At 72.2% G+C, this 23451-nt stretch carries 18 protein-coding genes; 13 read left to right on the top strand and 5 right to left on the bottom strand.

Translation table 11 applies throughout. The features are described from left to right. The first annotated feature begins 75 nt into the window (after positions 1–75). Positions 76–807 (top strand): UPF0158 family protein, encoded by a 732-nt coding sequence (locus tag AC3X7Z_RS12115; RefSeq protein ID WP_489976077.1) that lies wholly within the window; start codon positions 76–78, stop codon positions 805–807. Between the two features lie 261 nt (positions 808–1068). On the opposite strand, the gene AC3X7Z_RS12110 is transcribed toward AC3X7Z_RS12115, so the two are convergent. After that, positions 1069–1431, bottom strand: a complete 363-nt coding sequence (locus AC3X7Z_RS12110; RefSeq protein ID WP_489976076.1) for a hypothetical protein — start codon at positions 1429–1431, stop codon at positions 1069–1071. A gap of 143 nt (positions 1432–1574) precedes the next feature. On the opposite strand from AC3X7Z_RS12110, the gene AC3X7Z_RS12105 reads away from it, so the two are divergent. The 4 genes from AC3X7Z_RS12105 (at position 1575) to AC3X7Z_RS12090 (ending at position 4040) form a co-directional block, all read left to right on the top strand. Then, positions 1575–2177, top strand: coding sequence for a DUF6461 domain-containing protein (locus AC3X7Z_RS12105; RefSeq protein WP_489976075.1), 603 nt, complete (start codon positions 1575–1577; stop codon positions 2175–2177). Positions 2178–2289: 112 nt separating this feature from the next. Next, positions 2290–2685: a DNA gyrase subunit A gene (locus AC3X7Z_RS12100; protein ID WP_489976074.1), complete on the top strand. Its 396-nt coding sequence runs from the start codon at positions 2290–2292 to the stop codon at positions 2683–2685. Between the two features lie 88 nt (positions 2686–2773). Beyond that, on the top strand, positions 2774–2995 hold the full coding sequence (locus AC3X7Z_RS12095; protein ID WP_489976073.1) for a hypothetical protein: 222 nt from the start codon (positions 2774–2776) through the stop codon (positions 2993–2995). A 181-nt stretch (positions 2996–3176) separates the two neighbouring features. Then, positions 3177–4040, top strand: a complete 864-nt coding sequence (locus AC3X7Z_RS12090) for an alpha/beta fold hydrolase (protein ID WP_489976072.1) — start codon at positions 3177–3179, stop codon at positions 4038–4040. On the opposite strand, the gene AC3X7Z_RS12085 is transcribed toward AC3X7Z_RS12090, so the two are convergent. Together AC3X7Z_RS12085 and AC3X7Z_RS12080 are read right to left on the bottom strand one after the other, a co-directional pair. After that, positions 4037–4399 carry a hypothetical protein gene (locus AC3X7Z_RS12085; RefSeq protein ID WP_489976071.1) on the bottom strand — a complete coding sequence of 121 codons (363 nt, stop codon included), beginning with the start codon at positions 4397–4399 and terminating at the stop codon, positions 4037–4039. The two genes, AC3X7Z_RS12090 and AC3X7Z_RS12085, sit on opposite strands and share 4 nt — an antisense overlap. A 161-nt stretch (positions 4400–4560) precedes the next feature. Then, positions 4561–12183: a PKD domain-containing protein gene (locus AC3X7Z_RS12080; protein WP_489976070.1), complete on the bottom strand. Its 7623-nt coding sequence runs from the start codon at positions 12181–12183 to the stop codon at positions 4561–4563. Positions 12184–12387: 204 nt separating this feature from the next. On the opposite strand from AC3X7Z_RS12080, the gene AC3X7Z_RS12075 reads away from it, so the two are divergent. From AC3X7Z_RS12075 to AC3X7Z_RS12060, 4 genes are all read left to right on the top strand, one after another. After that, positions 12388–13338: a GlxA family transcriptional regulator gene (locus tag AC3X7Z_RS12075; RefSeq protein ID WP_489976069.1), complete on the top strand. Its 951-nt coding sequence runs from the start codon at positions 12388–12390 to the stop codon at positions 13336–13338. A gap of 198 nt (positions 13339–13536) precedes the next feature. Further along, a complete protein-coding gene (locus AC3X7Z_RS12070; protein ID WP_489976243.1) occupies positions 13537–14805 on the top strand; it encodes an aspartate aminotransferase type Ic in 1269 nt (422 codons plus the stop codon). A gap of 29 nt (positions 14806–14834) precedes the next feature. Continuing rightward, on the top strand, positions 14835–15437 hold the full coding sequence (coaE, locus tag AC3X7Z_RS12065) for a dephospho-CoA kinase (protein WP_489976242.1): 603 nt from the start codon (positions 14835–14837) through the stop codon (positions 15435–15437). Positions 15438–15465: 28 nt separating this feature from the next. After that, the gene (locus AC3X7Z_RS12060) at positions 15466–16782 is read left to right on the top strand and encodes a glycoside hydrolase family 3 protein (RefSeq protein ID WP_489976068.1); all 1317 of its coding nucleotides are present in this window, start codon (positions 15466–15468) and stop codon (positions 16780–16782) included. A gap of 15 nt (positions 16783–16797) precedes the next feature. Here AC3X7Z_RS12060 and AC3X7Z_RS12055 read toward each other — a convergent pair whose 3' ends face one another. Then, positions 16798–17760, bottom strand: coding sequence for a sigma-70 family RNA polymerase sigma factor (locus AC3X7Z_RS12055; protein ID WP_186342039.1), 963 nt, complete (start codon positions 17758–17760; stop codon positions 16798–16800). 184 nt (positions 17761–17944) lie between these two features. Between AC3X7Z_RS12055 and AC3X7Z_RS12050 the strand changes: the two genes are divergently transcribed. The 3 genes from AC3X7Z_RS12050 (at position 17945) to AC3X7Z_RS12040 (ending at position 20592) form a co-directional block, all read left to right on the top strand. Further along, entirely contained in the window at positions 17945–18694 is a 750-nt protein-coding gene (locus AC3X7Z_RS12050) for a 5-oxoprolinase subunit PxpA (protein ID WP_489976067.1), read from the top strand. A gap of 462 nt (positions 18695–19156) precedes the next feature. After that, entirely contained in the window at positions 19157–19750 is a 594-nt protein-coding gene (locus AC3X7Z_RS12045) for a 5-oxoprolinase subunit B family protein (protein WP_489976066.1), read from the top strand. Continuing rightward, positions 19747–20592, top strand: a complete 846-nt coding sequence (locus AC3X7Z_RS12040; protein WP_186342042.1) for a 5-oxoprolinase subunit C family protein — start codon at positions 19747–19749, stop codon at positions 20590–20592. The genes AC3X7Z_RS12045 and AC3X7Z_RS12040 overlap by 4 nt, the downstream gene beginning before the upstream one ends. Positions 20593–20920: 328 nt before the next feature. Here the strand turns inward: AC3X7Z_RS12040 and AC3X7Z_RS12035 are convergent, their stop codons facing one another. Beyond that, positions 20921–22222 carry a DNA polymerase IV gene (locus AC3X7Z_RS12035; RefSeq protein ID WP_489976065.1) on the bottom strand — a complete coding sequence of 434 codons (1302 nt, stop codon included), beginning with the start codon at positions 22220–22222 and terminating at the stop codon, positions 20921–20923. Between the two features lie 206 nt (positions 22223–22428). On the opposite strand from AC3X7Z_RS12035, the gene AC3X7Z_RS12030 reads away from it, so the two are divergent. Beyond that, positions 22429–23415 (top strand): DUF4192 domain-containing protein, encoded by a 987-nt coding sequence (locus tag AC3X7Z_RS12030; protein ID WP_489976064.1) that lies wholly within the window; start codon positions 22429–22431, stop codon positions 23413–23415. Positions 23416–23451: the final 36 nt, after the last annotated feature.

Here is a 23451-nt window from a genome sequence, read left to right as displayed (position 1 = left end):
CTTCACCGTTGCCCATGAACGTCCGTACATGCCGCGAGTAGTGCGCGGGATGGCAGCGATGGGAAGAATGCCGACATGTCCCAGCGAAAGCGGCTACGAGAGTTTCGCGTTGCCGTGTTCACAGCGGATGGAGAGGCGCTGGTGTCGCTCCTCCGCGCGGGTCCGTGGCCAAGTCACGCGCTCCAGTTGATCGGTGATGGGCTGCTCGCGGCGCTAGCTCAGAACATCGAGGCAGCGCGCGAGCTGGCTGAGCGGTGCGTGACCGATCTGCGCGAGAGGGACTGGGAGGGCGACGAGGATCTGGTTGCTGCGTTGTTGGCGAGACTGGGCGCTGGGCCGGCCCCGTTGTTGAGGAGCTTGCCGGTCGATCTCGACCAACTCGTCGATGTGCTCGAGGGTGACGCGGTCGCGGGCGGCCGCATCGATCTTCACACCGGTGAGGTGTGGCCCGAGGCGGTGTTCGAGTACGGGATCGAGAGCGAGGAGGAGGGGAAGGATGAGGATCTCGACGACGGCGAACGCTGGCTGTGGGTCGTCAGCGAGGGCTCGCGCGCCGGGTACCGCGACATGGAACTGTTCGTCGCCGGGGTCGCCGAACCAGACCTCGTCGACCGCTTGGCGCGGACGTTGGAGGGTCGGGGCGTGTTCCGCCGTTTCAAGGACGAGCTGACACGCTGGCCCGACCTTCAAGATCGCTGGTATGTGTACTCCGCGGAACGGCGGCGGGGACGCGCCCGAGCCTGGCTCGCCGCCGAAGGCTTCGCCCCGGCAGCGCCGGCCGCCGACGGCGCGCAGAAGACGACCTGATCGCGGCAGATCCGGATGGTCAGAACTGCCTCGCGGGACCACGCCCGTTACCCCTACGCTCACCTGGAGCCCGCCCAAGGCGCATCTACCCGGTAAGGGTGCGTCCTGCCCGTCGCATGGTGGGGGTGGCAGCCCGTTCGAGCCGGGCCGGGTCCCGGGACTCACGCCTCGACTGGAGGTGTCGGGGTTCCCGCTCATCGGCACCTGCGGTCTTCCCTCAACGCGGCAGATGGGTGCGTTGACTACGGACGGGAGTCGCGGTCAGTCGATGCACTGATTCCAGACGCCAGCACGCCAAGCACCATCGTCGGTACGCCAAACGTCGACTTGAACTAGTCGTCGGCCGTTGTGGTTGAGCAGGTCTACGACACGCACAGCATCTTCGTCACCTGCACCCACGTCGTCCCCTTTGGCTTGAGTCCTGACCGATGCGACGCGACCTCGTTCGTCGTAAACCAGCATCGCGTCCTTCAAGCCTTGCCAGGTCGAGGCATTGGCGACAGTGTCGTAGTGGCTCAGGCAGTCGCCGTCATCACCACTGCTGCCGACGCTCTCGCAGGCGCTCAACAGTCCCGACGCGAGAGCAACGCCTATCGGAACGGTCAACAGAGCGCGCACGGACATCGGACGCCATGTTGCCCGAGTCGGTTCCATACGTCCGCTCATCGGCAGATGAGTGCCCTGGTCGCGGCAGATCCGGACGTTTGGCACGGCTCACGGCATCGCTGAACCACCGCCGCCTGGCGTGGCGGCGCTAGCCTCCCTGCATGGATCACGACCCCTCCCACTATGAGGCGATGTTCGAGGAAGCGGGCATCGACGGCGAGTCGCTGACCGTGCTGCTCGTCCGCGGTGGCACGCGTGCGGACGTGCTTCGACTTCTCGGCGCGGAAGCCGAACCAAACGGAGAGCCCTATCCGGACCTGGAGGATGTGGACTACTCCGGGTATGCGTTGGCCGAGGTTGAGGGTGGTGTTGTCGCGTTCGAGCACACTGGATACGCCGATCCCAGCCCACGAGTGCTGGCCGCGCTCTCGTCGCTCGGAGGCGCTGCGGCGGTCACGCGCTCGAACATCCAGGCACATGAGCGGTTTGGTTGCGCTCGCGACGGCGTGGTTCTCTTCGACGCTGACGAGTTCATGTACGTGGAAGAGCACGAGAAGGAGTCCGTGCCCTCGGAGTTGCGTCCGATGTTCGACTCGGCTTGGGTCAACCTCGATGCCGCGGGTGACGACGACGAGGGAGCGAGAGGGTTCGTCGGATACGCGATGGCGGCCACACATACCGGTGTCGTGGTCACCGCCGAAGACCTGAGCCGTGCTGTGCAGCCGGGGTACCACCGCGTGCGGACGCTCACCTACTTGGAGTGATTTCCCGTAGGGAGAATTGTCGAATCGCGTCGGCGCGAGCCGGTTACGGACATCGTCTGAGCCAACCAGGTAGCAAACAGTTCGCTGCCCTCCAACGTCCGATCATCGGCAGATGAGTGCACTGGTCGCGGCAGATGCGGACGTTCAGAACGTAGCGGTAGATCAACTCAGTCCGTGGCAGGTTGATCCCATGACGAGTCAGGATCCGGATCGCAACCCAGAGGTCGAACTCCAGGACGCGCTTCGGCACTTGCACATCTACGAGGCGATCGCCACCGCTGCAAGCGATGCGCACGCGGTGCTCGACACCGTGCTGAACGCCTCGGACCCTGAGGCCGCCAACCAAGCGCTGGTAGGCCAGTACGCGTTCTCGGAAGTGCAAGCCTGGGCGGTGATGGATGTCCAGTTCCGACGTCTGACTTCGGCAGACCGGCAGAAGATTGAGCAGCGTCACCTCGAACTCAGGGAGCACGTGGCGGCTCTTGAGCGGGAACTCAGCCAGGGCTGACAGCCTCGCCCGTGCCATCCGGATCTCGGCATGAGCGGACGAGCTGATCGCGGCAGATCCGGATGTCTTGGCGGTCTACACTCAGGCAATGCGCCGCAGCGTCTACGTCGAGTACGCACCTCGCGTGGGCCACGGCATCGAGGAACTGCAGGTCGGCCAGGTCGGAGTCGCCGTCGTGTGGGGCGAATACCATGTTGACGTCGTGTGGGCAGGTCTTGAGAACCAGATGGTGACGACGGGCATGGTCTTCGACGAACTAGACCTTCGTGGAATCGACGTCCGCACTTTCGCCCAGCGTGTGTTGGCGTAGCACAACCTGTCCGCGCGGTAGGCGCACTCATCTCGGCAGATCCAAGTCTTCGGGCTCGCGCGACCCGTTGATGCAACAACTGTTCCATCGGGGGCTCAGCAGATGTAGGGTCTCAGGCCCGCGAACGACCAGAGGAGGTGAGTCCGATTACCACTGTCCAGTACTTCGAAAGGCAGTCCTTATGGACCTCACCTTGCACTCCTTCTTCGCTCGCGACGGCGCACGCCTGACATTCCGCCTGCTCGGCTCCACCTCGCCGTCCCGTCCGCCCTTGATCTGCGTGCCCGGCGGGCCGATGCTCGACTCCGACTACCTCGGCGACCTCGGCGGACTGCACGCCGACCGCGCACTTGCCCTGCTTGATCCACGGGGCACCGGCTCATCGGGCGGGGCCGACGACCCGTCAGCGTGTCGCTGCGACCGGCTTGCCGACGATCTCGAGGCGCTCCGAGAGCACCTCGGTGAAGGGCGCATCGAGCTGCTCGGGCACTCCGCCGGCGCCAATGTCGTGTATCGCTATGCCGAAAGAAACCCCGGTCGAGTGTGCCGACTCGTCTTGGTGGCGCCATCCGTACGCGGCCTGGACCTCGAGGTGCCGAATGATGCGCGGCGCACGGTAGCGCGCCTCCGCTCGGAAGAGCCGTGGTTCGCCGACGCGATGGGGGCGCTCGAGGCGGCGTGGGTCGGCACCGCAACGGCTGAGCAACTTGGACTGCTAGAGCCGTTCAGCCACGGATGCTGGGACGACGCGACCCGCGCGTACGTCGCTCGGATGGACGCGCGACGCGATCCGCGGCTCATCCAGGCCTTCGGTGCGGACGGTGCCTTCGACGCAACATCGACGCGCGACGCCCTGTCACGGCTCGACGCGCCCGTGCTTGTGCTTGCCGGAGGCCTAGACGTCGGAGTTCCACCCGCGCTGGCCGAGCAGGTCGCCAGACTGTTCGCGAACGCCGACTTCGTCGTCCAACCAGGTGCAGGCCACTTCCCATGGCGCAACGGCGCCGAGCGGTTCCGCCGACTGGTGGCGCCGTTCCTCGCCTAGCCACGCTCGACGGCCCCGCAGCTATTGCGCATCGAAGTGGGCACGTAGTGAGGTCGCAGAAACAGTTCGGGCTCGGCGCCGGCCGTCGAGGTGGAGGTAGCCGTCGGCGTCGAGGCGCCCGACGTCGCCGACGGTGAAGGCGGGCCCTCGGGCCACTCCTCCGAGGGGCACGCGCTGGCCTGGCCCTCCGTCGACCCGTCGAACTCCCACGTCGCGCCGTCGGGGAAGAGCTCGACCAGGCGGCGCTTGATCGGCGCGGGGCACGGCGCGCCGGCGTGGGCGACGAGCCGGAACGACGAGAGGTCCGGCACGCCGACGCGGTCCCAGTGGGCGAAGAGGCGCTGCAGGTGGGTGGGCACGCAGAACATGGTGGTCGGGCTCACCACGAGGTGGACGTCGTCGGGGACGAAGCCCCAGAGTCGGCGAGCAGCGCCAGCACCAGGTCGACGTACGACGGGGAGCCGCACCCGTCGGGGGACCGGCGGGTGCCGCTGCGAGGTGATGCTGGTCAGGCACTGGGTCAGCGGAGCACCCGCAGCCACCAGCGGAGCACGCGCTTGTTGCCCGCCTCGTCACTGACCACCAGCACGACCCGATGGCGTCCGGGGGCGAGGGTCTTGGACGTGGCGACGAGGAGGCCCTTGCGGGTCACCCGCACGTCCGCCGCGGTCCGGCCGCCGAAGCGCACCGTCACGTCGCTCGCCCGGATCCGGTCGTGGCGGTCGCTGATCCGCACGCGGACGGTCGGCGTCCGGTCACGGGTCGGGGTGTTCCCCGAGACCACCGTGACCTTGGGCTTGCCGCGGTCGACCGTCCAGGTGCGGACCGCCGGGGTGGCGTCGGTGTTGCCCGCCGCGTCGACGGCGCGCACCCTCAGCTCGTGCTCGCCCTGGGCGAGCTTGGCGAACGTCCTTGGTGAGGAGCACGCCGCCCAGGCCCCGCCGTCCAGGCTGCACTCGAACCTGCTGCCGGGCTCGGAGGAGACGAAGGTGAACGTCGCCGCGCGCCGGCGGCCGTGGCCCTTCGGACCGCTGGTGATGGTGGTGTCCGGCGGAGTGGTGTCGCCCGGAGGGGGCGGGCCATCGCCGGTGACGACGATCTCGACCGTGTCGGTGACCGTGTCGGTCCCGGCCGCGCTGCCCACCGTCACCGCGGCCCGGTAGGTGCCCGGCGTGGCATAGGTGTGCGTCGGGTCGGGCCCCTCGGCCTTCGCGCCGTCACCGAAGTCCCACGCGTAGGTGAGCCCGGCGGTGCTCGGGTCGAGGTCGACGCAGCCGATCCGCTTGGCCGGGTTGTCCGGGTCGTGGATCACGATGGCGACGGCGTCGGAGTCGGCACGCTGGTCGCTGGTCACCACCACCTCGCCGCTGGCTCCCTCCGCATCGCTGGTGAACGGCAGCCAGATCTCGTTGTCCTCGCTGAAGGGGAGATCGGTGTCGAAGCGGAAGTGCGCCCCGCCGTTGCCGTCCGCGCACGACTGCTCGTGCACGTGCACCATGTGGGCGGCCGAGGGCTTGAGCCCGGTGACGTCCAGCGTGGTCACCGTGGTGTCCCGCGAGCGGACCATCGAGGCGGTGCCGGACAGCTCGGGGTAGGTCGTGGTGCCGTCGGCGAAGGCGGTGAGCTCACCGCCCGTGGTGACCGCCGTGGAGAAGTCGACCTCCAGCGGGGCGCTGCCCCTCGCGGGTGTGGCGCTCGCCTCGACGTCCGGCAGCGCGTCGACGCTGATCTCGACGCTGTCGCTGCCCTCGTTGCCGTCGGGGTCGGTCACGGTCAACGTGGCGGTGTAGATGCCGGAAGCCGTGTAGACGTGGTTGAGCGGCGGCTTGGGGCCGGTGTACGTCGTCCCGTCCCCCCAGTCCCATGTGTAGGTCAGCGGACCTCCCTGGTCGTCGATCGCGTTGATGGTGAACGCGACGGGCAGCGGAGCACGGCCGCTCGTGGGAGTGGCCGAGACGCTGACGCGCGGCGCCTCCCCGGTGACCGAGATCTCGAACTCCTCCTCGTAGGTCCCGCCCTTGCCGTCGCTGACGGTCAGGGTCGCGACGTACCTGCCGGGGTCGGCGTACGTCACGTGGGCGTGCGACTGCGTCGACTGGTCGGACGGCTGGTCGCTCTGGCCGAAGTCCCACAGGTAGGTCAGGGCGTCGCCGTCGGCGTCGCTGGCGCGGGCCTCGAAGTGGACGTAGAGCGGGGCGGGCCCGGTGCGCGGCGAGACGAACGGCTCGGCCGTCGGAGGTTCGTTGTCCTCGGCGGGCTCCTCCACGACCACCGTGCCGCGCATGGTGGCGCCGTGGATGCTGCACCAGTACTCGTAGGTGCCCGGGCGGGTGAAGGTGTAGCGCACCGGCGCGCCGTTGGCGTCGCGGTACTCCTGGAGGGGCGGGGACCACGTGTCGGCGGTGTCACGCGAGGTCAGGTCGTGGCCCATCGTGGCCCGGTCGAACTGCCACTCGACGGTGTCGCCCACCTCGACGGTGACCGTCGACGTGCCGGTCTGCTCGGCGACCCACTGGTTGTCGGTGGCCGTGTCGACCGCGTCGACGACGAAGACGTCGCCGCCGGCCGGCTCCTCGACCACCACCTCGACGGTGTCCTCACCCGTCTGGCCGTCGGGGTCGGTGACCGTCACGGTCGCCGTGTAGGTGCCGGGATCGGTGTAGGTCCAGCTCGCGTCCGCGCCCGTGGCCGTGTCGTCCTGGGTGCCGGCCACGCCGAAGTCCCAGGTGTAGGTGAGGTCCCCACCCTCCGGGTCGGTGCCCTCGGCGCGGAAGTCGACGTCGAGCGGCGCGGTGCCGGAGGTCGGCTCGGCCGTGGCGGTCACGGTCGGGTCCTCGCCCTCCTGGACGCCCGACCAGCGGAAGAAGTCGAAGTCCGCGACGGGGCCGCCCGCCGCGCCTCCGGTGAGTGCCATCACGCCGACGCGGGGGTTGCTGATCCCGGCCAGGGCGCGCGGGTCGCCGACCTCGGTGAACTGCTCGCCGTCGGTGGAGTACCACCCGCGCAGCTGGGCGCCGTCGGAGGTGAAGCGCAGCCAGAACGTGGTGGGGAAGCTCGTGGGCAGGAACGGCCCGTCGAAGCTGCCGCCGCCGGTGTTCCAGTTGCCGCTGAAGTCGAAGTCGCTGTTGCTCGGGCTCGACGAGCGCAGGAACTCGATCCACTCCCGGTCGCTGCCCTTGTCGACGAAGGTCAGCTTCGCGAAGCCGGAGCCGCCGCTGCCGGCGACCACCAGCCCGGCCTGCTGGCCGGCGTCGAGCGGGTCCCAGGTGAGCTTGGTCGTCGCGGTCCACGGGCCCTCGGGTGCGGCCTGGGTGATGATGTTGGGGGTGTCGTTGTACTCGCCCGGTCGCGCCGTCAGGTGCAGCGCGCCGTCGGAGACGTCGTACGCCGTCTCGTCGGGCCGGCGCACCGTCCAGTGGCAGTTGTCGAGCAGCTCGGTGTCGTTGAACTCGTCGGAGCGCTCGGGCTGCTCGCACGGCGGCGCCGGCTCCTCCGACCGCATGCCGGAGACCGCGAAGACGTGGAGCTTCGGGTCGACCGGCAGGGTCAGGGTGTCGGGCTGCTTGCCGGCCGCGAGCGGGATCGGCTGGGTGAAGATCATGACCCGCGGCGAGGTGTCGCCGCCCCCGTTGTGGCGGTAGGGCATGTCGATGGCGATCTCCTCGCCGAACTTGGGCGCCACCGCCCAGTCGGTGAACCGCAGCGGCACCTGGACGGTCGTGCCGTCGTTGTAGGCGAGGGTGGCGTCCTTCTGCACGTCGCCGTTGTGGGCGGTGGCCAGGACGCTGAGCTGGTCGTAGGTGCCGGTGGGCAGGGGAATGACCTGGCCGTCGGCCTCGACGTTGTTGAGCCTCCCGTCGGCGGGGCTGCCGAAGTCGTAGTCGACGCCGTTGAGCCGCACCGGTCCGCCGTTCTCCTGCACGGCCGGCGGGAGGAGCTCGGCGGCGAAGGTCCAGCCGCCACCGTCGAAGTTGCCGTCGCCGGGGTTGGCGTCGGTGGAGATGCCGTCGTTGTTGAACAGCTCGGACAGGTCGGCCACCGGGCGGCACTCGCCGTCGGCGAGCACCTCGATGCGCACCGAGCTCGTGCCGGTGTTGCCGTCGGGGTCGGTGGCGGTGACCGTCGCGGTGTACTCCCCGGCTTCGGTGTAGGTGTAGGTGGGCGACTGCTCCGTGGAGGTGTCGTCGTCGGTGCCGGCGACGCCGAAGTCCCAGCGCCAGGTGACGGACTGGTCCTGCGGGTCGGTGGCGGAGGCGTCGAAGTCGACCTCGAGGGGGAGCACGCCGCAGCGCGGGGTCGCGGTCGCCGTGGCGACCGGGTCGACCAGGACGGTGATCTCCTCGGTGGTGCGGGTCAGGCCGCGGGTGCCGTCGGCGTCGACGGGGGTCACCTCGGCGGTGAAGGTGCCGCCCTCGGTGTAGGTGTGCGAGACCTCGCCCGCGCCGGTGACCGGGTCGGAGCCGTCGCCGAAGTCCCACTCGTAGGTGATCGCGTCGCCCTGGCGGTCGACGGCCTCGGCGGTGAAGTCGACCTCGAGCGGGGCGCCGCCGCGCACGGGCTCCGCGGTGAGCGTGTTGACGAACGGCTCGTCGACGTCGAGCTCCCGGATCTGGATGTTGCGGAAGCTCACCTCGTCGGCGTCGCCGTGGTTCTGCAGGCCGACGTAGCCCTCGGTGCCGCGCGAGCCGTCGGAGGTGTACTCGTTCACCACCTGGCCATTGAGCGTCATCGTGTAGGTCTGGCCCTCGACCCGGATCTCGTAGTCGTTCCACTCGCCGACCGGCTTGGCGTTGCGCGCGTCCTCGCGGTCGAAGTTGTAGACCGAGCCGGTCTTCTGCGGCTCGTCGCCCGGCTGGCCCTCCTTGATCTGGATCTCGTGCCCCTCGTCGACGGCCACCCACGGGTCGGTGCCCGGGTCGGGGAAGCGGGTGAAGACGCCGGAGTTGTCACCGTCGTCGGACAGCTTGAACTGCACCTTGAGCACGTAGTCGTCGAAGGTGCGCTCGGAGTACCAGAACAGGCCGAGGCCGCCGCGGCTGGTGAGCGCGCAGTCCTCCACGGTGAAGCCGCCGGGACCGGCCTGCTTCCATGCCGACGCGTCGGTGCCGTCGAAGAGCAGCTCGTAGCCGTCGTCCGCGGTGGGCGCACTGGCGCAGGGCTGCCGCACGATGACCTCGACGGCACGGCTGGTGGACTTGCCGGTCGCGTCCTCGACGGTCAGGGTCGCGGTGTAGGTGCCGGTCTCGGGGTAGGTCCACGACGCGGTGGGCGTGGCGGCGGTGTCGTCGTCGGTGCCCTCGACGCCGAAGTCCCATGCGTAGGTGATGGCGTCGCCGTCGGGGTCGCTGGCCTCGGCCGCGAACTCCACCTCAAGCGGCGCGAGTCCGTCGGCGGGCGTCGCGGTGGCGGAGGCGATGACGGGGGAGGTGTTGCCCGCGACGCCCTTGCCGGCGACGGAGAACTCGTCGAAGTTCATCTCGCCGTTGCCGGAGTAGACGAAGTAGAGCGGACGCCCGCCGGGGTCGGCGTCTCGGGCGGTGATGCGCGCGCTGACGGTCTTGTAGAAGTACTGGCCCTCGGTGCCCCCGGCGAGCGGCACGGTGGCCACGACGGGACCGTTGGCCGCGCCCGCACGCACCGCGATGGTGGCGCCGGCCTGCGGTCCGCCGGAGTAGCGGATCGACACGTCGGTCATGTTGACCAGGCTCATCGGGTCGAACATCACCCAGTCGCCGTTGCCCATGCCCGTGATCAGGCCGCCGCCGCCGGGTCGGGTGCCGGACTTGTCGTCGTAGCCGGTGTAGCCGACGCCCTGACGGTTGGTCGCGTGCTCGGCCTGGCGCAGCTTGGGCTGGAGGATGACCGTGTCGCTGCCCTGCAGCGGCGCGTTGGCGCCGTCGTTGGCGCCGCCGTCGCGGTAGGTGGCGATGAGGACGCCGTAGGTGTTGGCGTCCGGGCCGTGGTCGCCCGAGGCGGCCGTGCGGATCGTGCCCTCGCAGCCGGTGACCGACAGGTTGGGGTGGACGTGGATGTCGTGGCCGAGGCCCTCCTGCACCACGACCTCGCTGCAGTCGACCGTCTCCTCGGCGTCCTGCACGTCGACGACGAACGGGATGTCGTCGCCGGAGGCGTAGAACCCGCCGTCGGCGGGCAGCTCGATCGTCACCTTCGGCGCGGTGTTGCCGACGTTGATCACGACCTGCGACGTGGCGGACTTGCCGGTCGAGTCGGTCACGGTGAGCAGCACCGTGTAGTCGCCGGGGGTGTCGTAGGTGCGGGAGGGGGAGGCGTCGGTGGAGTCGGTGTCGCCGTCCCCGTCGAGGTCCCAGGCGTAGGTGACGGCGTCGCCGTCGGGGTCGCTCGTGCCCGCGCTGGTGAACTGGACGGCCAGCGGCGCCGGCCCCTCGGTCACGTCGGCGCCGGCGCGCGCCACCGGGGCGGAGCCGTTGATGGCGTAGTCGATGCGGACGAGCTTGGTCTGGGGGGAGCCGGAGAAGAAGCCGGTGCCGTACTCGAGGACGTACATCGAGCCGTCGGGGCCGAACTCGAGGTCACCGGGGGCGACAAACCCGTCCATGAAGTCGTTGATGGCGGTGATGTTGCCCGCGGCGTCCATCCGGACCTCCTTGATCCAGCCGCGGCTCATCTCCGACATGAAGTAGGAGCCCTCGTAGTCGGCAGGGAAGGCGGTGTCCTTGGCCGCGGTGTTCTGCGACTGCCGGTAGACCTGGCCGCCCGTCGGGGTGGCGCCCTGGACGGCGGCGTACTTGTAGGGACCCACGTCGGAGTAGGGGATCCACGCGTCGGTCATCGGGGGCAGGGTCTGCAGGCCGGTGCTGTTGGGCGAGTCGTTGACGCCCGTCATCGCGTCGGGGTCGTCGCAGGGGAAGCGCTTGGGGCTGCCGTCGGGGTTGGTGCGGTAGCGGTTGGACACGAAGTCCCAGTCGACGTACGCGCCGCCGAAGTCCATCTTGGTCAGGTCGGGACCGACCTCGCCGCCACAGTAGGGCCAGCCGCCGTTCATCGCGACCTCGGTGCGGTTGAACTCCTCGAAGTGGCGCGGGCCGCGGTTGGGGCTGTTGACCCGCGAGTCCGGACCGACCTCGCCCCAGTAGAGCGCGTCGGTGTCGGGGTCGACGCCGAGGCGGTAGGGGTTGCGCAGGCCCATCACGTAGATCTCGGGGCGGGTGCGGGCCGGGTCGGCGTCGGGGTAGAGCGCGGACGGGTAGGTGCCGCCCTCGCCGAACAGGTTGCCGTCGGGGATGTCGTAGGAGACGCCGTCACCGGGGGTCGGGTCGACGTCGCCCGCGTCGTCGTCGCGGGGGACGACCCGCAGGATCTTGCCGCGCAGGTCGTTGGTGTTGGCCGAGGACTTCTGCGCGTCGTAGTCGGAGCGCCCGGGACGTTCGTCGTGGGGGGAGTAGCCGTCGTTGTCGGAGGAGGAGGTGTTGTCACCGGTCGCGAGGTGGAGCACGCCGCCGTCGCCGAACTGCAGCGAGCCGGCCGAGTGGCAGCACACGTTGCGCTGGGTGCCGACCTCGAGGATGACCTTCTCCGACGACTTGTCGATGAACGTCTCGCCGTCGTCGTCGGTCTCGACCGTCAGCCGGGAGAGCCGGTTGGCGGTGAGCGAGGCGGGCAGCGGGGCGTAGTAGACGTAGACCCAGCCGTTGTCGGCGAAGGCGGGGTCGAGCGTGATGCCCAGCCCGCCGTCCTCGAGGCCGCTCCACACCCCGAGGCTGGGATTGTTCATGATGATCTCGATGCTGCCGTCGGCCGGGTCGTACATCGAGATGTCGCCGGCGCGGGTGATGAAGAAGACCCGACCGTCCGGCGCGACGGTCAGCTCCATGACCTCGCCGAGGCCGGTGCCCTGGCCGAGGACGACCTTCTGGAACTTCGTCAGGTCGGGAGCGGCAGCGCCCGCCGCCCTCGTCGCCTTCGCCGCCGCCGGCGTGCGGGCGCCCGGCTCCTTCGCCCCCGTGCCGGGGCCGGGGGAGTCCTTCTGGCGCTCGACGGCGGCCGCTGGCGCGACCGGGTCGGGCACCGCGGCCATGACCGGGGCGGTGAGGCCGAGGGCCAGCGCCAGGCCGGTCACCAGGGCGAGCAACGAGACGACGAGCTGACGAGACCGCTGGTGCATGGCGGGCCTTCCCACAACCGAGTTCGGGGCGCCGCAGGGCGTCGCGCCCTGTGACCTGTGTCACGCTAGAGCCGACTTTTGCGTGACGTCAAGCAAAAGGTGATTTCGTCTCGCCGGAACGAGCCCCGCTCGCGCGAGCCTGTCGCCGTGGCAGGAATCGCGATGCTGGTTGATTTCCTGCCACCGGGGGAGCAGGCTGGCGGCATGAGGAAGGTCGCAGCCGTGGTGCAGGACGGCGCCGAGCCGTTCGGCCTCGGCTCGATGTGCGAGGTGTGGGGCGAGCCCTACCACCCCCAGGACGACAACCCCGTCTTCGACTTCGTCGTCACCACGCCACGGCCCGGGCGGGTGCGGGGCGCGACGGGATACGACCTGCACGTCGAGCACTCCCTCGACGACGCCGCCGATGCCGACCTGGTGTGCCTGATCCCCAAGCGCGGCTACCTCGAGCCGTCGCCGGAGGTCGTCGAGCTGGTGCGGGGCGCGTACGACCGGGGCGCGCAGGTGTTCGCCCACTGCGCCGCCGCGTTCATCCTCGGCGAGGCCGGCCTGCTCGACGGGCGGCGCGCGACCACGCACTGGCGCTATGTCGACGAGCTCGCCGCCCGCCACCCCGAGGCAAGCATCGACGGCAATGTCCTCTACGTGCAGGACGGGCCGATCGTGACCGGTGCCGGCTCGGCGGCCGGTCTCGACGCCGCGCTCCACGTGATGCGCCAGCACTTCGGCGCGAGGGTGGCGGCCACCACCGCCCGGCGCATGGTGGTGCCCCCGCACCGCGACGGCGGGCAGGCGCAGTTCATCGCCCGCCCGGTGCCGGTGTGCGAGTCGGAGGCACTGGCGCCCCTGCTGGCGTGGATCAGCGCCCACCTCGCCGACGACCTGGACGTCGAGACGCTGGCGCGGCAGATGCACATGTCGGGGCGCACCTTCGCCAGGCGCTTCAAGGACGAGACCGGCACCACGCCCTACAGCTGGATCCTCGGCGAGCGGGTGCGGGCCGCCCAGGAGCTGCTCGAGCAGACCGACCACTCGGTCGACTGGGTGGCCGCCGAGGTGGGCTTCGGCAACGCCGCCACCCTGCGTCACCACTTCGGCCGCGCCCGCGGCGTCAGCCCCCAGGAGTACCGGCGTACGTTCCGCACGCCCGCCTGATCGCGCGGCCCGCATCCGGGGCCGGTCGGCCGGACCCAACGGGCGAGCCCGTGGCTCGATCCCGCGCGTGCCCGGCGAGATCCCGCCGTGGGGTCCGCACGAACGGTCGCCGGGGCATCCCGCTCCGTGGGTAGGACCGGCCCGGCGCGCGTCGCGGCTCGGTAACCTTGGGGGGTGAACGCGACTCCGCTGGCCGACATGTCCGCCGCCGACCTCGCCAGCCTGCTCGAGGAGCAGCGGGCGGCCTACGAGGACCTGAAGGCGCGGGGCCTCAAGCTGGACCTCACGCGCGGCAAGCCGTCGGCCGAGCAGCTCGACCTCGCCGACGACCTGCTGCGGCTCCCGAGCGAGGCCCGCGACGCCAACGGGGTCGACGTGCGCAACTACGGCGGCCTCGAGGGCCTGCGCGAGCTGCGCGAGATGTTCGCCGAGCTGCTGGGCGTCGAGGTCGACCAGGTCGTCGCGGGCGGCAACTCCAGCCTGTCGATGATGCGCGACTGCCTGGTCTGGATGATGCTCTTCGGCGCCGTCGACTCCAAGCGCCCGTGGAGCAAGGAGGACCAGGTCAGGTTCGTGTGCCCGGTGCCGGGCTACGACCGCCACTTCACGCTGCTGGAGAGCCTCGGCATCGAGATGCTGACGGTGCCGATGAACGACGACGGTCCCGACGTCGACGCCATCGCGGCGCTGGTCGCCGACGACCCGAGCGTCAAGGGCATGTGGGTCGTGCCGACGTACGCCAACCCGACGGGCGCCGTCTGCAGCGTCGAGGTCGCCGAGCGGCTGGCGGCCATGCCGACCGCGGCCCCCGACTTCAAGATCTTCTGGGACAACGCCTACGCGCTGCACCACCTCGGCGACGACGAGACCGAGACTGCCGACATCCTGAGCCTCGCCGCGGCCGCCGACCACCCCGACCGGCCGGTCATGTTCGCCTCCACGTCGAAGATCACCTTCGCCGGTGCGGGGGTGGCGTTCCTCGCCGCGTCGACCGACAACGTCCGCTGGTACCTCCAGCACCTCGGCACCGGGTCGATCGGCCCCGACAAGGTCAACCACCTTCGCCACGCCGAGTTCTTCGGCTCGCCGCAGGGCGTGCGCGACCACATGGCCAGGCACCGCGCGATCATCGCGCCCAAGTTCGCCGAGGTCGACCGGGTGCTCTCCGAGCGCCTCGGCGGTCGCGGAGTGGCGACCTGGAACGCCCCGGCCGGCGGCTACTTCGTCAACCTCGACGTGGTGCCCGGCACCGCGAGCCGGGTGGTGGCGCTCGCCAAGGACGCCGGCATCGCGCTGACCCCGGCCGGGTCGTCGTTCCCCTACAAGCAGGACCCGGACGACACCAACATCCGGCTGGCGCCCACGATGCCGCCGCTCGAGGAGGTCACCGCCGCGATGGAGGCGGTGGCGACCTGCGTGCTGCTGGCCGCGGCGGAGCAGGCCGTCGAGCGCGCCACGGCCTCCTGATCCGTCGTCGTGGGGGAGGACCTGTGACCGTGCGTGTCGGCCTGACGGGAGGCATCGCCTCGGGCAAGAGCACCGTGTCGGCGATCCTCGCCGAGCTGGGGGCGGTCGTCGTCGACGCCGACCTGATCGCCCGCGAGGTGGTGGCTCGGGGCACGCCCGGGCTGGAGGCGGTGGTCGAGGAGTTCGGGCCCGAGCTGCTGACCCCGGAGGGCGAGCTCGACCGGCCCGCCATGGGCGCGCTCGTCTTCGCCGACCCCGACGCGCGCCGGCGACTCGAGGCGATCATCCACCCGCTGGTGCACCGGCGCAGCGCGGAGCTCGAGGCCGCCGCACCCGCGGACTCGGTCGTCGTGCACGACATCCCCCTGCTCGCCGAGGTGGGGCGGGCCGGATCGTTCGACGCGGTCGTGGTCGTCGACGCGCCCGCCGAGCTGCAGGTCGAGCGGATGACGGGCGACCGGGGCTGGACGCGGGAGGACGCCGAGGCCCGCATCGCCGCGCAGGCGACGCGGGAGCAGCGGCTCGCGATCGCCACCCACGTGGTCGACAACACCGGCTCGCTGGACGACCTGCGCCGACAGGTCGAGGCGATCCACACCGAGCTGGCGGAGCGCGCCCGCGTTTCCGGCTGACGCGGGTCCGGCCGGTAACCTCCGCGGGGTGTCCCCGCTCCGACCCCGCCTGGCCGTGATCGCGACGAGCGTCCTGCTCCTGGGCGGGTGCGCCGGTCTCACCTCGACGAGTGACGACGCGGATCCGTCGACGTCCTCGTCGTCGCCCTCCACGACCGACGACTCCGGGCAGGCCGCCCCCGAGGCGGAGGAGTCCGAGGACCCCGACGCCCCCACGAGCTGGGGCCCGACGACGGGTGAGCTCGAGCAGGCCCGCGAGCTGGTCGGCTCGTGGAGCTCCGAGCAGCTCGCCGGCGGGGTGATCGTGGGCCGCTTCCACGGCACCGACCCCCAGGAGCCGGCCCGGATGGTGCGCGAGCTGCACCTCGCGGGCGTCTCCGTGACCGGCGCCAACGTGAGCGACCGTGACCAGGTGCTGGCGATGACGTCGGCGATCGTCGACGCCGTCGCGGCCGACGGCCGCGACCACCCGCCCGTCATCGGCGTCGACCAGGAGGGCGGCTACGTGTCGCACCTGCGCGGCATCGCGACCGAGTTCCCGCACTTCCAGACCGCCGGCCTCGCCATCGCCGCCGACGCCCGCCTCGGGCGCCGGGTCACCCGGGCCGCGGCCTTCGCCACCGGCCTCGAGCTGCGCGACCTCGGCTTCACCTGGGTCTTCGCCCCCGTCGCCGATGTCACGATCGGAGCCGCCGACCCCACGATCGGCGCCCGGTCTCCCTCGACCGACCCCCGGCTGGCGTCCCAGGCGGTGGGCGCGGCGATCAAGGGCTACGACGACGCGGGCGTCGTGTCGACCGTCAAGCACTTCCCGGGCCACGGCGGCGCCACGAGCGACAGCCACGACACGCTCCCCGTGCTCGACTCGACCCGCGCCGAGCTGGCGGCGCAGGACCTGCCGCCGTTCGAGTCGGCGTTCCGGCAGCAGGCGCCGGCGGTCATGCTCAGCCACCTCGACCTGACCGCCATCGCTCCCGGGGTGCCGGCCAGCATGGCGCCGGAGGTCTACGACCTGCTGCGCGAGGACCTCGGCTTCGAGGGCGTCGCCATCACCGACTCGCTCGGCATGGGCGCCGTCGGTGGCAGGCCGACCCCGGCCCTGCAGGCCCTCCAGGCGGGCGCCGACCTGCTCCTGATGCCGGTCGACACCGCCACCACCCACGGCATCGTCGCCGACGCCATCGACTCCGGGCTGGTCTCGCGCAGCCGCGTGGAGGAGGCCGCGGCCCGGGTCGTGGCGGTGCAGCTGTGGCAGGCGCGGGTGGCAGCACGACGGCCCGTCCCCGCCGACGTGGTCGAGCGGGCACGGGCCGCGAGCGCGGACCTGGAGTCCGCGGCGTACTGAGGCTGCCGGTCCGGGTCAGGCAGCGAGGTCCGGGTCGCCGGCGCGGCGCAGCTTCTGCAGCGCCTCGCGCTCGAGCTGGCGGACCCGCTCGGCGGAGATGCCGTGGCGGGCACCGATGTCGGCCAGCTTGTGCTGGCGCCCGTCGGCGAGCCCGTAGCGCGCGCGGACGATGTCGGCGGAACGCTCGTCGAGGATCCCGACGAGGTCGTCGAGCCGCTGGCGGGCCTCCGCGTCGAGGACGTTGAGGTCGGGACCGGGCGCGGTCTCCTGAGCCATCAGGTCACCCAGCGACGTGTCGCCGTCCTCGTCGACCGGCGTGTCGAGCGACACGTGGTCGCGTCCCCAGCTCATCAGGTCGAGGACCCGGTCGAGGTCCATGCCGAGCTCGGTGGCGATCTCGTGGGGCTCCGGGTCGCGGCCCAGCTGGCGCTCGAGGGTGCGGCGGGCGCTGCCGACCTGGTTGAGCTCCTCGACGACGTGCACGGGCAGGCGTACGACGCGCGCCTGCTGGGCGATGCCGCGGGTGATCGCCTGGCGCACCCACCACGTGGCGTAGGTCGAGAACTTGTAGCCCTTGGTGTAGTCGAACTTCTCGACCGCGCGGATCAGGCCGGTGTTGCCCTCCTGGATCAGGTCGAGCATCGGCATCTGCGAGCGGCCGTACTTGCGCGCGATGGACACCACCAGGCGCAGGTTGGCCTCGATGAACCGGTCGACGGCGAGCCGACCCTGCTCGGCGAGCCACTCGAGCTCGGCCTCGTTGGCGCTCATCGGGGCGCCGCCCTTGCGGCGACCGACCCGGCCGGTGTCGAGGAGGTGCTGGGCCAGCAGGCCGGCCTCGATGGTCTTGGACAGCTCGACCTCGGTCTCGGCGTCGAGGAGCGGGGTGCGAGCGATCTCGTCGAGGTAGAGGCCCACGCTGTCGCGGCCCTCGATCTCACGAGTGGTGGTCGTGCGGTTGGCCTGTGCGGTGCTCATCTCGTCCTCCTGCTCCCGTGCGACCACCCCGTGTCGCACATCTGATCCAACGCCTGTGTCCGTCGCGGGATTCCCCACCGGATCCGGTGCCTTCATCTGGCTTGACGAGTCAGTACCCACTCGAGTTGCACGATCCACCAACTCTCAGGGACTTCTCAGGGGTCGTCCGGGGAGACTGGGGCCCATGCCGGCCCCCGACGACTCCCACGCGGTCGACCCTCACGCCGTCGACCCCTTCGCGGTGGACCTCAACGCCGACCTCGGCGAGGAGGTCACCGACGACGAAGGGCTGCTCGCCCTGGTCACCAGCGCCAACGTCGCGTGCGGCTTCCACGCCGGCACCCGCGCCACGATGCGGGCGGTGTGCGCGGGTGCGGTCCGGCGGGGCGTGGCGGTCGGCGCCCAGGTGTCGTACGCCGACCGCGCGGGCTTCGGCCGCGTGGAGCTGGACGTGGCCGGCGACGTGCTGCGCGAGCAGGTGGCCGAGCAGGTGGGCGTCCTGACCGAGCTCGCGGCGGCCGAGGGGACAGCCGTGTCCTACCTCAAGCCGCACGGCGCGCTCTACCACCGGGTCGCCCGCGACGCGGAGCAGGCGGCCGCCGTGCTGGACGGCTCGGGCGGGCTGCCGGTGCTCGGGATGCCCGGCTCGCTCCTGCTGGCGATGGCGCAGCGCCGCGGCCGCGGGGTGCGGCACGAGGGCTTCCCCGACCGCGGCTACACCGCCGACGGCGGGCTGCTCGCGCGCGACCGGCCGGGCGCGCTGGTGAGCGATCCCGACCAGGTGGCGATGCGCGCCGTCGAGCTCGCCGCCACGGTGCACTCGGTCTGCGTCCACGGCGACTCGCCGGGGGCGGTGCGGACCGCGGCGGCCGTCCGGCGTTCGCTCGAGCTGGCGGGCCTGTCCGTCGCCACCTGTTGGCCGTCCACAGGCTGAGCCCGTCCCTGTGGAGGAGAGGGGCTGTGATGTGGATCACGGGATGACTTCTGTGGGCAACCCTGTGGGACCGCGGGTTTGTCGCTCGAAAGCCTTGCGGGACGCCCGCCGCACCACGTAGAACTCTGCCTACCGACACCGCTCCGGCGGGGTCGGGGATCGGATCGGACGAACAGCTCCAGACGGCGACTTGCTCGCCGCGCAGGCCCGGTGGCGGGGACTGTGGGGGCCGGGAGGCCGGTTCGGTGGATCGGACGTCACCACCCCGATCACATTGAGGGGCTCCTGGTGCTCATACCACCGGGAGCCCCTCACCTGTGTGCGCCCAGCGCACCGGGATCCGTCTCCATGATGCCCCAGCGTTCCAGCCGCGTTCCAGCCGCGTTCCAGCCGCGTTCCGGCCCGTCGGCCGGCGGCGGGAACAGGCCCGGGAGCGCGGCGCCCCGGTGCACAATGGCCGCCGTGAGGGTCATCGACGTCGGCGCCCGCGCCTGCCTGGTCGAGGTGCGGGACGCGGTGGCCGCCGCCGCTCTCGCCACCTGGGTGCGGCGCTCGGGGCTGCGGGTCGACGAGGTCGTCCCGGCCGCCGCGACCGTGCTGCTCGACGGTGTCGACCCGCAGGCGGTGCGCGAGGTGCTGCCCGCGTGGTCGAGCGACGGGTCCGCGGACGAGGGCCCGCTCGTGCGGGTGCCGGTGCGCTACGACGGTCCCGACCTCGCCCGCGTGGCGGAGCACTGGGGCTGCACGAGCGCCGAGGTGGTGGACCTCCACACCTCGCTCGAGCTGACGGCGGCCTTCTGCGGCTTCGCGCCGGGCTTCGCCTACCTCGCCGGGCTGCCCGCCGAGCGCGCCGTGCCGCGGCTGGAGTCGCCGCGGGCCCGAGTGCCCGCCGGCGCGGTCGGCCTCGCCGACGCCTGGTGCGGGGTCTATCCCGCGGCATCGCCCGGCGGCTGGCTGCTCATCGGCACGACCGACGCCGCGCTGTGGGACGTCCGACGCGATCCGCCGGCGCTCCTGGCCCCGGGCACCCGCGTGCGGTTCGAGGCCGTCGGGTGAGCGGCGTCGAGGTCGTCGATCCCGGCCCGCTGTCCACGCTGCAGGACCGGGGGAGGTGTGGGTGGGCCCACCTCGGCGTCCCCCGAGCGGGCGCGCTGGACCGCGGCGCCGCGGCGCTGGCCCGGCGCCTGGTCGGCGGGCTTCCCGATGACGCGGTCGTCGAGACGACGGTGGGCGGGGTGGTGCTGCGGCCGCTGCGCGCGGTGACCCTGGCGGTCACCGGCGCGACGTGCGCCGTGCGGGTCGGGGGCAGGGCGGTAGAGCACGGCGCGGCGGTCACGGCGCCGGAGGGTGCGCTGGTCACCGTGGGACCGGCCACGACGGGCGTCCGGTCCTACGTCGCCTTCTCCGGCGGTCTCGTGGTCGACGCGGTGCTCGGGTCGCGGTCCACCGACACCCTCGCCTGGATCGGTCCGCCCCGGCTCGCCGCCGGCGACGTGCTCGCACTGGGGACCCCCGGGCGGCTGCCGCTGCCGCCGCCCGCGGTCGTCGTACGCCCGCGCGAGCCGGTGCTGCGCCTGCGGCGCGGGCCGCGGGCCGACTGGCTCGACGCGCGCGGATGGGCCCACCTCGACGGGGCGACGTACGCGGTCGCCGCCGACAGCGACCGCGTCGGCCTCCGGCTCACGGGGCCGCGGCTGGCCCGGCGGGCGGGCGAGGTCGCGAGCGAGGGCATCGTGCTCGGGTCGGTGCAGCTGCCGCCGTCGGGCCAGCCCGTGGTGTTCCTGGCCGACCACCCCACGACCGGGGGCTACCCGGTCGTCGCGACGGTCGACGACGACGACCTCGACGGGTGCGCCCAGCTGCGCCCCGGCGACGAGGTGCTGGTCCGCGTCGTGTGAGGGGGCTCACGGGGCCGGCGGCCGGACGACGTCGCCGCGCGCCAGGGCGAACGGAAGCCGGTCGAAGATGATCCGCAGCTGGGTGATGCGGCCGTCGAGCACCAGGTGGAGCTCGGCGGCGGGGGCGCTGGCGACGGCCGGAGTCGCGGTGTCGTAGGCGAGGACCGCGCGTCCTGACCGCCGAACAGGGTCGAGTGGGCGCGTCCTGACCGCCGAACAGGGTCGAGTCGGCGCGTCCTGACCCTCGACTCGACGCGCTGGGTATGTCAGGACGGGCCGACTCGACGGGCTGGGCGTGTCAGGACGGCGAGCCGCTCGGCCGGCGGACTCAGTCCTCGGGCGGCGGCTCGAGGCGACGCAGCGCCGGGTCGTCGACCCGGAAGCTGCGCACCGGCCCCGGGGGAGTGTCGGCGGTCTCGAAGCGGACGGTCACCACCCCGGCGCCGGAGCCCCACACCCACCCGGCGCCCATCTCGTCGTGCACCACGTCCGCGCCGGGGGGCCACGTGCGCCGCGGCGGCTCGGGCAGCACGACCTCGGCCTCGTCCTCCTCCTCGGCCTCCCCGAAGAGGTCCTCCTGCACCCAGTCGGCGAGACCGGACACGCCGACGCCGAGCAGGCGCACGCCGCCGGTCGTGTCGAGGTCGGCCAGCAGCGCGCGGGCCACCCGGGCGATGGTGCCGGCGTCGTCGGTCGGGCTGGGGAGGGTGCTCGACCGGCTGAGCGTGGTGAAGTCGTGCAGCCGTGCCTTGATCGTCACGGTGCGCCCGCTGTAGCCGCTCTTGCGCATGCGAGCGCCCACCTCGCGGGCCTGCCGGGTCAGCAGTCCCTCCATCAGCCGGCGGTCGGTGAGGTCGGAGTCGTAGGTGCTCTCCACGCTGATCGACTTGGCCTCCCGCTCGGCGACCACCGGCCGCGAGTCCTGGGCCCGGGCGAGCTGCCACAGGCCGTGGCCCTGGGCCTGCCCGAGCAGCCGGACGAGCTCGTCCTCGGTCACCGCCTCGAGCTCTGCGACGGTGTGGATGCCCGCGCGGCGCAGCCGCTCGGCCGTGGCCGGCCCGACGCCCGGGATGACCTTGACCCGCATCGGGCGGAGCAGGTCGAGCTCGGTGCCGGGCGGGACCACGGTCATGCCGTCGGGCTTGTCGAGCTCGCTGGCCACCTTGGCGAGGAACTTCGACGATGCGATGCCCACCGTCGCCGTCAGCCCGCCCGTCACCTCCTGCACGCGCCGCCGCAGCTCGGCGCCGGCCTCGGTGACGGTGGCGACCTCGAGGTCGGGGAGGTCGGCGGCCGCGAGGTCGACGAAGGCCTCGTCCAGCGACAGCGGCTCGACCAGCGGGGACAGCTCCCGCAGCACCTGCATCACCCGTCGGCTGGTGTCGCGGTAGGCGTGGAAGCGCCCGCTGAGGAACGCGGCGTGGGGGCACCGGGCCCTGGCCTCGCGCGTGGACATCGCCGACCCCACGCCGTACCTGCGAGCCTCGTAGGACGCGGTGGACACCACGCCCCGCCCGCCGGTGCCGCCGACGACGACGGGCTTGCCGCGCAGCGAGGGCTTGTCGCGCTGCTCGACCGCGGCGAAGAACGCGTCCAGGTCGAGGTGCAGGATCGACGCGGTGCCGCGCATCAGCCGGTGCGGCCCGAGGCGGAGGACTGCGTCACGCCGCCATCCTCCCGCATCCCGGTCGGCGTCCCCGTCACCGCCGCCCCCTCCTCCCGAACGGCACGAGGGCTGGCCGCCAGTCGTCCACAGGTCCGCCGGATCCGCCGTCGTCCACAGCGCCGCGCGCCGGAGGGCGTGGACGGTCGGTGCCGGCGGGAAGCGTCCTCGGCATGGAACCCCTCGAGCCCGTCCCTCCGTCAGCCCTCGCCCCGGGCGCCGCCCCCATGCGCGCGCGCACCCCCGAGGACATCGTCGCCTTCGTGCCCCTCGCGCTCGGCTTCGTGCCCCAGCGCTCCGCGGTGGTGGTGAGCGTCGGCCCGGGCGGGATGCACGCCCGCGTCGACCTGCCGCACGACCCCGACGACGTCGACGACGTCGTGGAGGCGCTCCTGCGTGCCGCCCGGCTCAACGACGTCCGCGAGGTCGTCGCCGTGGTCTACGACGACGACACGACCGTCGCCGACGAGGCTGCCTGGTCGCTCCACGACGAGTTCACCGCCGCCGGCATCGGCGTGCGCGAGGTGCTGCGCGTCCACGACGACCACTGGTACGCCGTGCTGCCGGGCGCCCCGCTCGCCGCCTACCAGGGCGTGCCGTTCGCCCGCTCCGAGCACCCGTTCACGGCCCGGTCGGTCTTCGAGGGCCGGGTCACCCACGCCAGCCGCGACGCCCTCCGCGCCACGCTCGCCCCCGACCCCGCCGCGGCTCGCCGCACCGACACGCACCTCCGGGGGGCGGTGCCGCTGCCCGAGGGCGCCCTCGGCGGCCTGGTGCGTCGTCACGTCCGTGCCGACACCACGCTGTCGGCCGCGGAGCTCGCCTCTGTGGCGGCGAGCGTCCGCGTCGGTGCCCGCCGCGATGAGGCGTGGGTGTGGCTCGACCGGTCGACGGCCCGCCCGGCGGTGGAGCTGTGGTCCGACGCGGTGCGACGGCTGCCGACGTCGCACGTCGCGGGCCCCGCCGCGGTGCTGGCGTTCGCCGCGTGGCTCTCCGGCGACGGCGCCCTCGCGTGGTGCGCGGTCGACCGGTGCCGCGAGGTCGAGGAGGCGCACTCCCTCGCCGGGCTGGTGGCCCAGCTCCTCGAGGCGGCCACGCCGCCCGACGCCTGGGCGGCCCTGCGCCCGTCGCTCGGCGCGAGCGGCGACCCGGCGGCGTGAGCCCAGCCCTCGGGACGGTGTCCACCGGGCAGCCGC

The sequence above is a fragment of the Nocardioides sp. Z24_21 genome (assembly GCF_058134345.1).
This window is presented reverse-complemented; position numbering and strand designations above follow the sequence as displayed.

Excerpts from the sequence above, each read along its gene's own strand:
- AC3X7Z_RS12115 (WP_489976077.1), top strand. The coding sequence starts at position 76 with ATGTCCCAGCGAAAGCGGCTACGAGAGTTTCGCGTTGCCGTGTTCACA.
- AC3X7Z_RS12110 (WP_489976076.1), bottom strand. The coding sequence starts at position 1,431 with ATGTCCGTGCGCGCTCTGTTGACCGTTCCGATAGGCGTTGCTCTCGCG.
- AC3X7Z_RS12105 (WP_489976075.1), top strand. The coding sequence starts at position 1,575 with ATGGATCACGACCCCTCCCACTATGAGGCGATGTTCGAGGAAGCGGGC.
- AC3X7Z_RS12100 (WP_489976074.1), top strand. The coding sequence starts at position 2,290 with ATGAGTGCACTGGTCGCGGCAGATGCGGACGTTCAGAACGTAGCGGTA.
- AC3X7Z_RS12095 (WP_489976073.1), top strand. The coding sequence starts at position 2,774 with ATGCGCCGCAGCGTCTACGTCGAGTACGCACCTCGCGTGGGCCACGGC.
- AC3X7Z_RS12090 (WP_489976072.1), top strand. The coding sequence starts at position 3,177 with ATGGACCTCACCTTGCACTCCTTCTTCGCTCGCGACGGCGCACGCCTG.
- AC3X7Z_RS12080 (WP_489976070.1), bottom strand. The coding sequence starts at position 12,183 with ATGCACCAGCGGTCTCGTCAGCTCGTCGTCTCGTTGCTCGCCCTGGTG.
- AC3X7Z_RS12075 (WP_489976069.1), top strand. The coding sequence starts at position 12,388 with ATGAGGAAGGTCGCAGCCGTGGTGCAGGACGGCGCCGAGCCGTTCGGC.
- AC3X7Z_RS12070 (WP_489976243.1), top strand. The coding sequence starts at position 13,537 with ATGTCCGCCGCCGACCTCGCCAGCCTGCTCGAGGAGCAGCGGGCGGCC.
- AC3X7Z_RS12055 (WP_186342039.1), bottom strand. The coding sequence starts at position 17,760 with ATGAGCACCGCACAGGCCAACCGCACGACCACCACTCGTGAGATCGAG.
- AC3X7Z_RS12050 (WP_489976067.1), top strand. The coding sequence starts at position 17,945 with ATGCCGGCCCCCGACGACTCCCACGCGGTCGACCCTCACGCCGTCGAC.
- AC3X7Z_RS12035 (WP_489976065.1), bottom strand. The coding sequence starts at position 22,222 with ATGCGCGGCACCGCGTCGATCCTGCACCTCGACCTGGACGCGTTCTTC.
- AC3X7Z_RS12030 (WP_489976064.1), top strand. The coding sequence starts at position 22,429 with ATGGAACCCCTCGAGCCCGTCCCTCCGTCAGCCCTCGCCCCGGGCGCC.